15 protein-coding genes are annotated in these 14,407 nt (G+C 52.0%); 13 read left to right on the forward strand and 2 right to left on the reverse strand.

Going from position 1 to position 14,407, the window contains the following annotated elements:
* The first annotated feature begins 4 nt into the window (after nt 1–4).
* The 3 genes from nrdF to PV433_RS19645 all read left to right on the forward strand — a co-directional run bounded on the left by nrdF (nt 5) and on the right by PV433_RS19645 (nt 3,423).
* Nucleotides 5–973: a class 1b ribonucleoside-diphosphate reductase subunit beta gene (nrdF, locus tag PV433_RS19630; protein ID WP_332073749.1), complete on the forward strand. Its 969-nt coding sequence runs from the start codon at nt 5–7 to the stop codon at nt 971–973.
* A 798-nt stretch (nt 974–1,771) separates the two neighbouring features.
* On the forward strand, nt 1,772–2,875 hold the full coding sequence (locus tag PV433_RS19635; protein WP_332073750.1) for a histidine phosphatase family protein: 1,104 nt from the start codon (nt 1,772–1,774) through the stop codon (nt 2,873–2,875).
* Between the two features lie 263 nt (nt 2,876–3,138).
* The gene (locus PV433_RS19645; RefSeq protein WP_332074018.1) at nt 3,139–3,423 is read left to right on the forward strand and encodes a hypothetical protein; all 285 of its coding nucleotides are present in this window, start codon (nt 3,139–3,141) and stop codon (nt 3,421–3,423) included.
* A gap of 314 nt (nt 3,424–3,737) precedes the next feature.
* Here PV433_RS19645 and PV433_RS19655 read toward each other — a convergent pair whose 3' ends face one another.
* A complete protein-coding gene (locus tag PV433_RS19655) occupies nt 3,738–4,169 on the reverse strand; it encodes a CBS domain-containing protein (protein ID WP_332073751.1) in 432 nt (143 codons plus the stop codon).
* 171 nt (nt 4,170–4,340) lie between these two features.
* Between PV433_RS19655 and PV433_RS19660 the strand changes: the two genes are divergently transcribed.
* The 10 genes from PV433_RS19660 (at nt 4,341) to PV433_RS19705 (ending at nt 13,624) form a co-directional block, all read left to right on the forward strand.
* Entirely contained in the window at nt 4,341–4,622 is a 282-nt protein-coding gene (locus PV433_RS19660) for an alpha/beta-type small acid-soluble spore protein (protein WP_332073752.1), read from the forward strand.
* A 306-nt stretch (nt 4,623–4,928) separates the two neighbouring features.
* Nucleotides 4,929–6,143 carry a DegT/DnrJ/EryC1/StrS family aminotransferase gene (locus PV433_RS19665; RefSeq protein ID WP_332073753.1) on the forward strand — a complete coding sequence of 405 codons (1,215 nt, stop codon included), beginning with the start codon at nt 4,929–4,931 and terminating at the stop codon, nt 6,141–6,143.
* Nucleotides 6,144–6,335: 192 nt separating this feature from the next.
* Nucleotides 6,336–7,211: a sugar phosphate isomerase/epimerase family protein gene (locus tag PV433_RS19670; protein WP_332073754.1), complete on the forward strand. Its 876-nt coding sequence runs from the start codon at nt 6,336–6,338 to the stop codon at nt 7,209–7,211.
* A gap of 118 nt (nt 7,212–7,329) precedes the next feature.
* Nucleotides 7,330–7,638 (forward strand): hypothetical protein, encoded by a 309-nt coding sequence (locus tag PV433_RS19675; protein WP_190932392.1) that lies wholly within the window; start codon nt 7,330–7,332, stop codon nt 7,636–7,638.
* Nucleotides 7,639–7,960: 322 nt separating this feature from the next.
* On the forward strand, nt 7,961–9,496 hold the full coding sequence (gene pdxR / locus PV433_RS19680; protein WP_332073755.1) for a MocR-like pyridoxine biosynthesis transcription factor PdxR: 1,536 nt from the start codon (nt 7,961–7,963) through the stop codon (nt 9,494–9,496).
* Nucleotides 9,497–9,907: 411 nt separating this feature from the next.
* Entirely contained in the window at nt 9,908–11,116 is a 1,209-nt protein-coding gene (locus PV433_RS19685; protein WP_332073757.1) for an aminotransferase-like domain-containing protein, read from the forward strand.
* Nucleotides 11,117–11,421: 305 nt separating this feature from the next.
* Entirely contained in the window at nt 11,422–11,673 is a 252-nt protein-coding gene (locus PV433_RS19690) for a hypothetical protein (protein ID WP_332073758.1), read from the forward strand.
* A gap of 116 nt (nt 11,674–11,789) precedes the next feature.
* Complete coding sequence (locus PV433_RS19695; RefSeq protein WP_332074014.1) at nt 11,790–12,350, forward strand: GrpB family protein; 561 nt, start codon at nt 11,790–11,792, stop codon at nt 12,348–12,350.
* A 91-nt stretch (nt 12,351–12,441) separates the two neighbouring features.
* Nucleotides 12,442–13,038, forward strand: a complete 597-nt coding sequence (locus PV433_RS19700; protein WP_332073759.1) for a class I SAM-dependent methyltransferase — start codon at nt 12,442–12,444, stop codon at nt 13,036–13,038.
* A gap of 70 nt (nt 13,039–13,108) precedes the next feature.
* Nucleotides 13,109–13,624, forward strand: a complete 516-nt coding sequence (locus PV433_RS19705) for a GNAT family N-acetyltransferase (RefSeq protein ID WP_332073760.1) — start codon at nt 13,109–13,111, stop codon at nt 13,622–13,624.
* A 5-nt stretch (nt 13,625–13,629) separates the two neighbouring features.
* On the opposite strand, the gene PV433_RS19710 is transcribed toward PV433_RS19705, so the two are convergent.
* Entirely contained in the window at nt 13,630–14,355 is a 726-nt protein-coding gene (locus tag PV433_RS19710; RefSeq protein ID WP_332073761.1) for a MerR family DNA-binding transcriptional regulator, read from the reverse strand.
* Between the last annotated feature and the right edge of the window lie 52 nt (nt 14,356–14,407).

A 14,407-nucleotide genomic window follows, 5' to 3' on the forward strand; every position in this document is an offset into this window, starting at 1 on the left:
GCTCATGAAAGAGGCAAAGGCGCATAAAGCCGTCAACTGGAACCGTCCGGACGACGATTTTACCAATACCTTTTGGAATCAGAACATTATGCAGTTTTGGACGGACGAGGAAATTCCGCTTTCCGACGACAAAATGTCGTGGATTACGCTGAATGAAGACGAACGCGAGCTGTATATGAAGGTGCTTGGCGGACTGACGCTGCTCGATACGGTGCAGGGCGGAGTCGGCATGCCGAAGATCATGGAGCATGTGGACGGCCTGCAGCGCAAAGCGGTGCTCGGATTTATGGGCATGATGGAGCAGATCCACGCCAAGTCATACAGCAGCATCTTCACGACGCTGGCGACGACCGAAGAGATCGACGGGGTGTTCCGCTGGGTGGAGAATAACCGCTTCTTGCAAACGAAAGCGGAGACGATCTCGCAATATTACCGCTCGATTGAGACGCGCAAAGATTTGTACTTGGCGATGGCGGCTTCGGTGCTGCTCGAGAGCTACTTGTTTTACAGCGGATTTTTCTACCCGTTGTATTTGGCCGGGCAAGGCAAAATGACGAGCAGCGGCGAAGTGATCGACCTGATTTTGCGAGACGAGAGTATTCACGGGTTATACGTAGGCGTACTGGCTCAAGAGGTATTCGCAGAGCTGGATGAAGACGAGCAGAAGGACGCGCTGGAGACGTTCCAAGGGCTGCTTCACTACTTGCACCGCAACGAGGAGCTGTATACGGAGCAGTTGTACGATGCGGTCGGACTAACTGAGGAAGTGAAGAAGTTTGTCCGGTACAACGCGAACAAAGCGCTGATGAACTTGGGACAGGAACCGGCCTTCCCCGAGGAGGAAGTGAATCCGATCGTCTTCAACGGAATCAGCACTCGCACGAAGCAGCATGATTTCTTCTCCAAGAAGGGCAACGGTTACGTGCGCACCATTCACGTCGAGCCGCTGTCGGACGACGATTTTAAGTTTTAATCCGGGAGCGGGACCGCCGGGAATGTGTCATCATCTTTCATCTTGATATACAAGGGCTGTTCGCATCGATTTGGATGTGGACAGCTTTTTTTATACGTATAATTTATAAAATTTCGTGGGTAGAAAGGCTTTTTTATCTGCCAGGAAGTTTAAGCTCTTTACCGTGCTAAATGAAGGGAAGGGGTTTCCTTCCTTGGCGTTAGAGAACGTAAACTCAGGTCCGATGACTAACGAATTGGATCACGCTTATGACTGAAAAACGACGTTTTTCCAGACGTAACGAATCCAGGGATCGTTATTGAACCGAAAGTGGCAAAAAACGAATCTGATTTGCGGAAATAACCATACTAGAGTTCGTTACAAATTCAAACGCCCCCATTCGGCTCTGATAACGGTTGCTGGGTTCGTTAGCGATACCACCGCAAAAAGACAACACGACTGAGGGCGAGCGGCTGGAGCAAAAGAAGGTGGTACCCATTCTCTTTCACGCGTTAGCGTATGGGTTTGTACGTCAAAGGACCGTCCGGAAGCTCACCGTACGTTTTTTTTTAATTGGCTCAGCATGGGATAACTATATTCGCCAAAGTGTTTAAGGCGCTAAAGCGAACCGGAACAATCTGAACCCAGAAAAGCTACCTCTTATGCCGGGGGATTCATCGTGGCAGGAACCGAATGAGAGCGGTTTGTACCCTGTAAAAATCGGTGAGAAGGGCGAATCCCCCGCCAGTTGGTGGAAATAAGGGGTGCAAACCGCCTCTATTTGTGTTAGTTTTTGGAAAAGGGGCTGAAAATTCTACGATGAAAACAACCCTCTACTTAACCCGTCACGGAGAAACGGAATGGAATGTGGAAGGACGGCTGCAGGGTCATCGGGATTCTGCGCTCACTCAGCTGGGAAAGCAGCAGGCGGAATGGCTGGGTGCGAAGCTGGAAAAGGTGCCGATCGATGCGATTTATTGCAGTTCGAGCAAACGGGCATCGGATACGGCCGATCGCATCCGAGGAACTCGCAATATCCTGTTAATCCCGATGGATTCTTTGAAAGAAATTCATTTAGGAGGCTGGGAGGGACAAAAACGGATCGATTTGGATCGTACGGATTCTGCGAGGCATTTTGCATTTTGGAACAAGCCGCATACTTATGTTCCTTTAACCGGGGGAGAAACGTTTGTTCAGTTATCCGAAAGGATTATTCCGGCTTTAACGGAACTTATTGCTGCCCACCAGGGCGGAACTATATTGATTGTTACGCATGCGGTCGCCTTAAAGATGATGATGGCTTACTTTCGAGGTGATCCGCTGGAGAAGCTGTGGCAGCCGCCATTCATCCACCCGACAGCCTTAAGCAAGGTCGTCCTCGATTCGGATCGCGGTGATACCGCAATAGAAATGCTGGGGGATACGTCTCATTACAGGGCAGTCCGTAAAGCGGTCGGTGCGGTTGTCTTTCAAGGGAATAAAGTCATGCTCGTTCATAAAGTAGCAAGCAGTTACGGTAAAATGGACGGAGTATGGGATTTTCCCAAGGGCGGAATCGAGGATTCCGATTCGAGTCTGGAGCAGGCGGTCCTAAGAGAACTGCAGGAGGAAACGGGCTCCGACTGTTTTAGGGTGGTCCAGCGGCTTCCGGAGCCTTTTACGTTTACGTTCGGAGAAGAAATTTGCGCTAAAATAGGTTATGAGCGTCAAGAAACGATCATGTTTATAGTGGAGTACTTGGGGAACGGTGACGATTGGAAGTTAACCGGCGGCGAGATTGACAATATAGCAATGGTGGACTTGGCTGATGTAGAGAGCCGACTATCCCATAAGGAGACGAGAGACTACTTTCGGAAATATGTCAAAGCCTCAACAAGCAATTCCGTCCAACCGAACCAGGTGGAGGTGAGGCCTGAATGTTGAAGTGGGAGCCGATAATGGTGTAGACGAAGCAGGGAACGTTTGAATTATTTTCCGCCGGGCAGGGGAAACCTTTGTGTGTCACTCATTTCTACTCGGCTTTTACAGACAAAGGTAATTATTTGGCCGATCTGTTCGCAGAACGCTCGTCTCTGCGGCAAATATGACGCTCACGTGATCCGCCGGTTTTACGCCAAATGTTTTACCGGCTGACGACAGGCAAGAGGGGAGACACCCACAACGGGTAACGATAGGAGCTGAGACATTTGAATCCGAAAGTCCGGAAAATCATCGACCGTGTCTTATGGGGGCTGCTTTTCCTATTAATCGTTTATTTGCTGGCCGTGATATGGGTTCAGACGAAGCCGATCGAAACGCTTCAGCGGACTAGCAGCTCCAAGTCGTTTATAAAACAGATGGTCGCCGGGCATTACGAGAAAGCGTTCGACGTCGCCTACGACCGAAAAGCGGTCCGACCCTCAACGGGCAGTGAATACGAGACGTCTCGTGCTGCATGGGCGGCTACGATCGAACTCACCTTGGTCTCATGAAATCCGTTCAGCGCAAATTCCTTCGCCGCCGCATGCAGCAGCCGGCTCCGGCTTTCTTTACCTTTATGACCTTTTTCTCGCGTCATACCGTGTTCTGCTCCTTTTCTTACCGTGATTATCGTTTAGGGTCGAAATAAGTTACTTCAAAGTAATGTTACTAATGAGTAAGTTATTAGATGGGATCTTTCCCTGTCAAGTAAAAAGTTGGAGGGGAGAGTCGGACGGGAGCCGGTCCTGTTGGGATAGGGGACAACAAACACCAAGGGCCGCGTGAACGGCATCATGCCGGCGCAGCCCTTGGCGGGAACGATTGATTATATGGTTCGTTTCGAGCTCGCAGCGGCGGTAAACAATTGCTGCGCGCAGTATTCGATAATATCGCTCCGGCGGACAATTCCGATAAAGTGCTCCCGGTCGTCAATCACCGGTACGAAGTTTTGCGCTTTAGCCTTCGATATCAAATCTTCCATGTTAGCCCCGATATACACCGGCTGGTTATGCATCCGCATCGGAATGGACGAGATCAGGTGGCGGTGCGCGTTATCGAACGTGACACCCTCGGTGTTCTTAAGAAACCAGAGCAGGTCCCCTTCTGTAATCGTCCCTATATAACGGCCTTCCTCGGACAAAACCGGCACCGCAGTATACCGGTGATACTCCATCCGCTCCAGCGCCTGCCGGAGTGTAGATTGGGCGGTCAAACAAATGACTTCGAGCTTCGGCACGAGAAAAAATGCAATATTCATTCGGATATCCCTCATTTGAAATGCCGATGTATGCACGAAAAACAGCGTGCAATAATGGCGGATTAATAGTCTTCCATGTTCTATTATATAAGACGATCGACCAAATCCCAAGGTTCGGCTTTCGAATAACCGGGAAGTCGGCTGGACAACCTACTACCTGAGGTGATCAGTATGGCCCGAAGAAGATCCAGACGGACGCCGATCGTGCCCGAGGCCGGGAAGAGCCTGGACGCATTCAAAGTAGCGGTAATGAAGAAGGAAGGGTATGCGGTCAGCCCGGAGCAGCCGGATCATGTGAAATTTGAGGTAGCCCGAACGTTAGGAATTCCGCTTACGTCCGGAGACAACGGACAATTGACGACCGAGGATGCTGGCAAGATCGGCGGACAAATCGGCGGCGCGATGGTTCGCGAGATGATTAAGATGGCCCGGGAGCAATTGAAGAAGCAATAGCCGCATCAATATAACGTTCCCCGCCAACCGGCGGGTTTTTGTTGTTGTGCAGGAAATGATTGACGCTCCGGAAGGTAACATTCCAGCCTACGCGCTCGTTTCCGGCCCATGCAGAGGAAAATTTCTGCAGCTGAGCAGGAATTTGTTTTTGCGCCTTTGCGAGGACAGGACCGTCATGCCTTCATTTTCCGTGCAGAGGAATCAAAAAATGTCCAGTAGGCTCTTTGAAATGGCATACGTCCGTTCCCGAAACCTCTTACACTGGTGTTGCAGAGGATCGACACCGCAATGGAAAGGGGATTGGATATGAATAATAAGCTTGCTATCGATGGAGGCGAGCGGGTTCGGAAGGAACCGTTCGCTTCGTGGCCCATTTATGGAGATTTGGAGCTGGAGCTGCTGAAGGAAGTGCTGGAGTCCGGCAAATGGGGAGGAGCCGGCGGCGCTGGCAAGCCGAATTACTCGCCGAAACTGCCCGAGATGGAGCGCAAATTTGCCGAGCTGCAAGGCTCCCGATACGCCGTCAGCGTCGTGAACGGTACCGTAGCGATTACGGTAGCGCTGCAAGCGGCCGGCCTTAAGCCGGGAGACGAAGTGATCGTCCCGCCGTATACGTTCATTGCTACCGCATCGGCTGCGCTTGCGTACGGGATCATCCCGGTGTTCGCGGATATCGAGGAGGATACGCTGCTCATCGACCCGGAACGGATCGAGCCGTTAATTACGCCGAAGACGAAAGCGATTATCGCCGTTCATATCGCCGGCGCTCCGGCTAATATGACCCGGTTGAAGGAGATCGCAGCCAAGCACAGCCTCGCATTGATCGAAGACGCCGCTCAAGCGGTAGGCGCGACGTGGGAAGGGCAAGGCGTCGGCGCGATCGGCGATGCCGGGACGTTCAGCCTGCAGTCGAGTAAAAACTTAAACGCCGGCGAAGGCGGAATCCTTACAACCAACAGCGCGGAGCTGTGGGAAAACGCGTGGTCGATCTGCAACGTCGGACGCGTGCCGAACGGAGGCTGGTATCAACACGACCGGTTTGGGCAAAATTACCGGATGACCGAGTTTCAAGCGGCTGTGGTGCTGGCCCAAATGACCCGTCTCGAGGAGCAGATGCGTACGCGCGAGAAAAATGCTTCGCTGTTAAACGGCCTACTCTCGCAAATTCCGGGTTTGCGGCTGCTCAAGCAGGATGCCCGAATTACCCGGCACGCCTATCATCTCTATATGTTCAAGCTGGATTCGGCGTTCGCCGAGCAGGCGGACAAAAACGAGTTTATCAAGCGGGTCAACGCAGAAGGCATTCCGCTCGCCGCCGGCTACATTCCGCTGAACCGCAATATTTCCATTTTGGAGATGACGGAGATGTGGACCGGACAAAAACGCGAATACGACTGCCCGGTCTGCGAACGCCTCTGCGCCAAGGAAGCGCTGTGGCTGGGTCAAAACGTGCTGCTGTCGGACGACAAAGCGATGCATGATGTAGCGGAAGCGATTGAAAAAGTGGTCCGTTCGTTTTAATCCTGCCGGGAAGAATGCCGAAAGCGGATGCGCCGAGTAAATGGGACTGGTGTTTGTAGGCCGAAATCTAGTACAATGAAGGAAAGCTCCTTTTGATATGATACAATTAGGAGACTTTTGCCGGATATCGGCTCCGTGCCGGTATGCCGCCTTATGAGAGAGAATGAATTACGATTAAGGGAGAGATTTCGGTTGAAACTGACGAACAAAATCGGCGTAATCGTTGACAGCTTCGGCATTGGCGTCCGCGAAGGCTTGAAAAAGGCGAAAGAGGTTGGCGCGGAAGGCGTCCAAATTTACGCGGTTAAAGGTGAAATGGACCCGGAGAATTTGTCTCCGGCGGCCAGACGCGAGCTGAAAAGCTACATCGATTCGCTCGGACTTGAAATATCCGCGCTGTGCGGCGACTTGGGCGGACACGGCTTTCAGGATAAAGAGGCCAACCCGGCCAAGGTGGAAAAATCGAAACGGATCTTGGATCTGGCTCAAGATCTTGGCACGAACATCGTCACCACGCATATCGGCATCGTGCCTCACGATCATAGCGGAGAAATATTCGACACGATGCAAGCGGCTTGCGAAGAACTCAGCCAATATGCGAGCAGCATGGGCGGTTATTTCGCGATCGAAACCGGACCGGAGACATCGGCTCATCTGAAAAGCTTCCTGGACACGCTGTCGAGCAAAGGCGTATCCGTCAACTTCGACCCGGCGAACATGGTCATGGTTACCGGCGACGATCCGGTGCAAGGAGTATATACGCTGAAAGATTATATCGTCCATACGCACGTGAAAGACGGCGTCCGCTATAAAGAAGTCGACCCTCGCGAGATCTATGGGGCAATCGGCTACGAGCCAATGGATCACGGCAAAATCGCCGAGATGGTCCGCTCCGGGGAAATCTTTAAGGAAGTTCCGCTCGGAGAAGGCAAAGTCGACTTCGACGCTTATTTCAAAGCGCTTGTTGATATTGGCTACACCGGATACCTGACGATTGAACGCGAAGTCGGCGACCAGCCGGAAGTGGATATCCGCAAAGCGGTAGACTTTATCAAACGTTTTAAATAAACAACGAAGAAGCTGGTTCCGGGTCAAGCCGGGATGCAGCTTCTTTTCGTTTCCGGCAGAAGGACAAACCGCTCCGGTTGTCGAACCTAGTAGACGTACAGAGAAAGGATGGTTTCATATGGGGAATGTATACCACGCGTTTGACCTGGATTATGAACTTTACGTTGAAGAGTCGTCAGCCCGGAGCTATCATGTAGTCATGAAAGTGTATGCCGAGGAACAACCGGTCGTCCTCCACGCCTACTCCGCCAAAGAGGCGGCGATCGCGGCTGCCCAAACGTTTCCGAAGCTGTACCGGACGGCTAGGCAGAAAGGGTTTGAGCTGAACGGGCAATATTTCGAGCATCCGTCAGGGAAATCGGTACATGTTTCATTTGCGATGGAACCCGGCGCGTCTGCCGATAAATTTATGAAAATATTGATCTGAACCGGTTTTGTCCGCCGAGCGGGAAGAGGATGCCGGTTTGGTAATCGATTCTTAATAACATTAAACATTAATGCAATTAAGGAAATGACGAACCGTCTTCGAGGCGGTTCTTTTTTGTTGTTTGGGAAATGGCGTGCTCCATGCAACGGTGTGCGTCCGAACTGGACTGAATGAATAGGATGTTGTTCTAGTGAATAGATAACCACGCTTAATTGGATGGTTGATATAGCGGTCCAATTGGCTCTTTTCAAAGCGTTTTACTATGATAAACTAAATTGGAGCGAACCATTATCGGAATATTTCGAGGGGGTGCCCGTATTCCATGAATATTATCATTGACCGGGCTAGCCCGATTCCTATTTATTTGCAGATCAAGCAGCAGATCCGCGACCGGATCGTGACTGGGCTGCTGCCCCCGGGATATCGGCTCCCTCCTGAACGGAAGCTTGCGGAGCGGCTGGACCTCAATCGCAGCACGGTATTGAATGCGTATCACGAATTAAAGGCGGCCGGACTGGTTGAATCGTTTGTCGGGCGCGGCACGATTGTCCTGGATACCGAGGAAACGGACGAAGGGGCCGGTGAAGTAACGGACTCCGCCTCGGCTCCGGCTTCGCTGTACTGGAAACCGATGCTGACCGCCAAGGCGGCTGCCGAAAGTTCATCGCTCATTCGCGACTTGCTGGCGCTCCCGAAGAGACAGGACGCAGTATCGTTCGGCGTCGGCGTTCCTTTGCCCGAACCCGAACTGCTGGAGGAGCTGCAGCAGATGGCGGGCCGGCTGTTCACCGAGGACGGCGGGGAGGTTATGCTGCATAGTCCCGTCGAGGGAAGGGCGTCGCTGCGCCAGGCGTTATGCGACCGGATGCGGGATCGCGGCATCCGTTGCTCGAAGGAGGAAGTGATCGTCTTATCAGGGGCTCAGCAGGGACTGGATCTGATCGCGCGGACGCTGCTCTCGCCGGGCGATTGCGTGCTGGCGGAGGAGCCGACCTACTTCAGCGCGCTTCAGACGTTTCGCGCTGCTGGAGCGACCGTGATCGGAGTACCTGTCGACGAGGACGGAAGGCTGCGACTGGATGCGATGGAATCGCTGCTTAGAAGCTACAGGCCGAAATTTATTTACGTCATCCCCTCGTATCAGAATCCGTCCGGTCGGCTCATGGATACATCCGTCCGAGAATCGCTTCTGCACCTCGCATATAGATACCGTACGCCGATCGTGGAGGAAGATCCGTATGGCGAGCTTGCTTACGGGGAGAAAAGCCCGCTGCCGATCAAAGCGATGGATGAGCATGCGCACGTGTTGTATATCGGCACGTTTTCCAAGCTGCTGGGGCCGGGCATGAGGATCGGATGGATCGCGGCGCCGAAGCCGATCCTGAAAGTGATGGGTCGAATGAAGCAACTGAACGACCTTCATACGAACTCGGTTGCTCAAAAGCTGCTGGAGGCGGCACTTCGCGAAGGCGCGGTCGATCGTCATCTCGCCCGAATCCGGACGCTGTACCGGGCAAGACGCGACGAGATGTGCGACGCTCTGAAGCGTTATGCGGTACCGGGGATGCAGTGGGATGTTCCGATGGGCGGTTTGTTTTTGTGGCTGCGGCTGCCGGGCTGTGTTAACGTTCAGGAGCTGGCGGTGCGGGCCGCGGATCGCGGGGTCGATTATATCCCGGGCGCGCCTTTTTTTGCCGAACAACCTAAAGGGTCCTATATCCGGTTAAACTTCGCACGTGCGGACATAGAACGGATCGGCGAAGGCATCCGGCGGTTATGCGCCGCGGTGGAAGACGCGACGGAAGGTCCGGAAGTTACCGGAGAGCGCGAACAGGAAGGAACGATACCGATCGTTTGAATCACTATACATGCGAGTTCAAAAAGTCCGGTTTTCAGCACCGAGAAGATGGGATGAAGCTAGGAAATGAGGAGCGGAGCGTAGTGGCAGCTACGTGAGCACCGGAGGTTCCGGCTGAATTCCATATTCGATGTCGAGCAGGCTTCCTGATCGGCTTCGTGATCAAAAGCGGACTTTTTGAACATTCTCTTATAATGCGAGTTCAAAAAGTCCGGTTTTCAGCACCGAGAAGATGGGATGAAGCTAGGAAATGAGGAGCGGAGCGTAGTGGCAGCTACGTGAGCACTGGAGGTTCCGGCTGAATTCCATATTCGATGTCGAGCGGGCTTCCTGATCGGCTTCGTGATCAAAAGCGGACTTTTTGAACATCCACCGGAATTGAATTTTCATAAATGGCAGGAGGCCCTTCATATGACTACGTCTTTACGATATGCAACCCGGATGGCTTCGATCAAAGCATCCGACATTCGCGAGCTACTGAAACTGACGGAACAACCGGAGATGATCTCATTTGCGGGCGGACTGCCTGCTCCCGAATTGTTCCCGCTCCAACGAATCGAGAAAATCGCTGCCCGTGTCATCCGCGAGCAAGGGATGCAGGCTCTGCAATATTCCACGACCGAAGGATATACGCCGCTGCGCGAGAAGATCGCCCGCCGGATGAACGGCAAGTTCGGCGTTTCCATGACAGCCGCAAATATTCTGATTACAGGCGGATCGCAGCAGGGACTGGATTTGACAGGGAAACTGTTTCTGGACGAAGGGGACGTCGTCTTGTGCGAAAGTCCTACATATTTGGGAGCGATTCAAGCGTTTACGACGTATCGCCCCAAGTTTGTGGAGGTGCAGACGGACGAGTTCGGGATGGACCCGGATCATCTGCGCAAGCTGCTACAGACGGTAGCGAAGATCAAGCTGATTTATGTCGTCCCGGATTTTCAAAATCCGACCGGCCGTTGCTGGTCATTGGAGCGGAGAGAGCAGCTCGTGCGACTTGCCGACGAGTTCGGGGTGGCCGTGATCGAGGATCATCCTTACGGCGATCTGCGGTTCGAAGGCGACCCTGTGCCCACCGTGTTGTCGCTCGATCGCGAAGGCCGGGTGATTCATCTCGGCACATTTTCCAAAACGTTCTGCCCGGGGTACCGGATCGGCTGGGTTGCGGGAGAACAAGAGGTGATAACCAAATATGTGCTGCTCAAGCAGGCGACGGATTTGCAATCCTCCACCGTCGTTCAGCGCGAGCTCGATCTGTATTTGAACGAATACGATCTTGATAAGGATATCGAAGGGATCGTGGACGTCTATCGAAAACGCAGGGACGTCATGATCGATACGTTGCGCGAGGAAATGCCGGAGGAAGTCCGGTTCTCGAAGCCGGCCGGAGGGTTGTTCGCTTGGGTCGAGCTGCCGGAGCGTCTTAACGCGAGGGATTTGCTGGAGCGCAGCTTGAAGCAGATGGTCGCATTCGTACCGGGCGGGTCCTGCTTCCCGAACGGCGGTCACGAAAATACGATGAGGCTCAACTTCTCCAATATGGACGAGGTACGAATCCGTGAAGGGGTCCGGCGACTCGGTCAAGTGATCCGGGAAGCGCTGGCGGTCGGGGTCGGCCGGTAACAGGCGGAAACCTAGGTTGCGATGAAGGTTTACGTGTAGCTGAGAGTAGCGTATGATAGGAATCAGGAATTAGAAGCTAACCGAAAGCATCGGGAGGATTCCGGGTCTTTGTAGACTCGGCATGCCTCCCTTTTTTGTTATCGATTCAGAATGTTTAAGTTCGCTAAAGCGTTAAAGCGAACCCAGACATTTTGAACCAAGATAAGTTACCGCTAACGCAGGGTCTTTCTTCATGGGAAAGGCTTGGTTTAGAAGCTTTTCTTATCGACGTTCTGGAATAATGTTACAATGGAGGGGTGAGCCTCTTGGAAATTTCCGTATTCATCCGAAATGATGCAACGCTCGCTGTGAAGTTCCTTGTTTTTGACAAGGAAGGGATCGGCCGGATCAGATCCATCCCCGGAAGACGATGGCACCCGGAAGAAACCGTATGGTCGATTCCGTATACGCTTCTGGCGGCCGAACAGCTTCTCGCCGCATTCGCCGGCTGCCGGATTCATATTGAAGACCGGTTGCTGGAGGAGTGTTATGTGCTTCAGGATTGGCTTGGTTCATAGGGACAAACTGTCCAACATCACTGTAGGCGGATTTCAAGAAGTAGCATTGGAAGGGGCAGCAGTCACTATGAAAGTGGAATTATAACGGTTCATGCATAAGGAGCGTTGACTTGAGAATGGAAGACCAATGGATAATCGCCAAGTACAAAATTTATAGAGATCGGTACAAGGTTGAGAAACGCTTGCAACAGACCGCGCTTCGAATCGATCATGTAGGCTCCACCTCAATACCGGGTTTGGATGCGAAGCCCATCCTCGACATCCAAATCTCAATCGGTAACTTAGGGGATACGGCGAAGTATGTGACTCCAATCGAGGAGGCCGGGTTCGTATTCAGAAGCGAAAATGCGGATTTGACGAAACGGTATTTTCGGGAAAGGCCGGGACACGTCAGAATGCACCTCCATGTAAGACAGGCCGGTAGTTTCGCGGAACAGATGACTTTACTGTTCAGAGACTATTTAAGACAACATCCGGAAGATTGCGTGCGGTATGCCGAGGAAAAACACCGGTTGATGCAGCTCTATAAGCATGAGCGGTCAAAGTATGTGGAAGGGAAAGGGCCGGTCGTATGGGAGATTTTGCAGAAGGCTCATCTCTGGTCGCAAACAACAGGATGGGAACCGGGGGAATCGGATATTGGAGAACGGTCTCTGGTCTCCCAGCCCGGAGACTGAACGTGCAGACGAGAAGCTGTCTCCATAAACTGGCGAACCGTATGAACTGGAACAAGTACAACCCGTCTATCCCATACGAGAAGGAGATCCCATGGACGACCAACAACTGCTGCAATTTTATTTGAACATGCGGGAACCGGAGGCGTACCAATGGAACATGTCGCCGAAGAGTCTGTATTTGGAGATGGAGACGCGGGATTTTTTGTTGAGACAGTTTGAGGCGGCTCCAGGTATGAAAGCTTGCAATATCGGAATCGGAGTTGGCGAATGGGACGATTATTTAGGATACTTCCTGCAAGGCAACGGGCAGTTGACGAGCATCGATATCGATCCGGGCATATGCGAGAGCTTTTCTTACAGGCAAAAGCGGGAGGGGCATCCGAATCCGTCGGCCGTTCGGTGTGATGACTTTTTAACTTGCCCGCTGCCAAGTATGGAGTATGACCTGGTAACGATGATCGGATCGGCCCTTAACGAGATCGGAGCATACCGGAAAACGTTCACTGCCATTTCCGCTATGTTGAAGCCGGGCGGACATTTGATGTATATGGATATGGTGAAGTATCACTGGAAAGAAGAGTTGCTCGATATCCTCGGCGAGTTGAAATGGAGACTGGAGACGATCGAGGAATACGATCGTTATCCGAGTATCCGCTTTTACTGTATGAAGCTTGTGAGAACGGAGTAAGGAAGATGATCAAATAACTCATGTAAGTGAACATGTAACTAACAATGACCGAAAGGAGGTGATCTGACTGATGTCTCATGTCATTGTAGCGGAATCCGGCCGAATACGATTTAGAAAAACAAACGAGGACGATTTGGACTTTGTTCAACAAACCGAACAACATCCGGAGAACCGCCCCTACGTTATTACCTGGCCGCGGGAGAAACATCTTGAAGCGATTAATAGCGAGAACCATCTTCATATGGTGATTACGGACCCGGAAGGCCGGTCGGTCGGTTATATCATAGCTGCAGGAATAACCAACCCGAATAACTGTGTAGAACTGACGCGAATCGCAATAACTCAAAAAGGGAACGGGTATGGTAAAGAAGCGATCCGCCTCTTTCAAACGTATGTGTTCGAGACTATCCGCGCACATCGGTTATGGCTGGACGTCAAAGCGCATAACCGCATAGCAAGGCTGCTCTACGAGAAAACGGGATTCGTGGTCGAGGGAGTGCTGCGAGATTGTGTTCAGGTTCAAGGTACTTATGAGTCGCTAGTTATTATGGGAATTCTCGAAAACGAATACATACGCCGCACCTAATTTCTTCAAGTTGGACCTTGTTGCCGATACAGGTTCAACTTATGTATATAGTTCATCATTTCCGCGATTCCTTGATATTGTGCGGTTAACCGGACATTCAGTTTGTCTAGAGCCAGCTGGAACGATTTTTCTACGCTCGCCAAGTTTTCCGTATCCAGGTCATGAAGCAGCTGTTTCATGCTGTCGATAAAAAAGACGGTTTTTCTCAAGCTGCTGATTACTATAAGTTTCCTTATTTCGCTGGAAGAGAACACCCGATATCCGTTTTGCATGTTTCTCTCCGACCGGATCAAGCCCTCCTTTTCCCAATGCCGGATCGCGGACGTCCGGACTCCGCAGATCTCCGCCACTTCCCCGATCGTCATCGCATCAGTAAGCGGTTTATTCCGATACTCGGAAAAATCGGTTTGCCTGAACAGGGTCAAGGTCGATTCCACTCGTTGTTTCTCGACATGGCTGTCATGCAGCTGCTGGTTGAGTAACCACAGACCTTCCACTTTACGGTCTACCTTCACTTCCCTCATCACTTCATAAACAACAGGAATGCCAAACCCTTTCAGCAGCGCCCGAATGGCGACGAAAGCTTGAATGTGAACAGCCCGATACCCTCTACGGTTGCTGTCCGTTCTCGGGACGTCGGGGATCAAGTCTTGATCCTCATACCTTCGTAAAGTTGTCGTGCTTACCTTTAATTGATCGGCAAGTTGCTTCGGCGTACAGACCGGTTCCATTCGCGGCTCACATCCTTCAAGTATAACCTTCAACTCCTACAACAATATTAAA

The organism is Paenibacillus sp. GYB004, from assembly GCF_036577605.1.
Taxonomy (GTDB): domain Bacteria; phylum Bacillota; class Bacilli; order Paenibacillales; family NBRC-103111; genus Paenibacillus_AB; species Paenibacillus_AB oceani.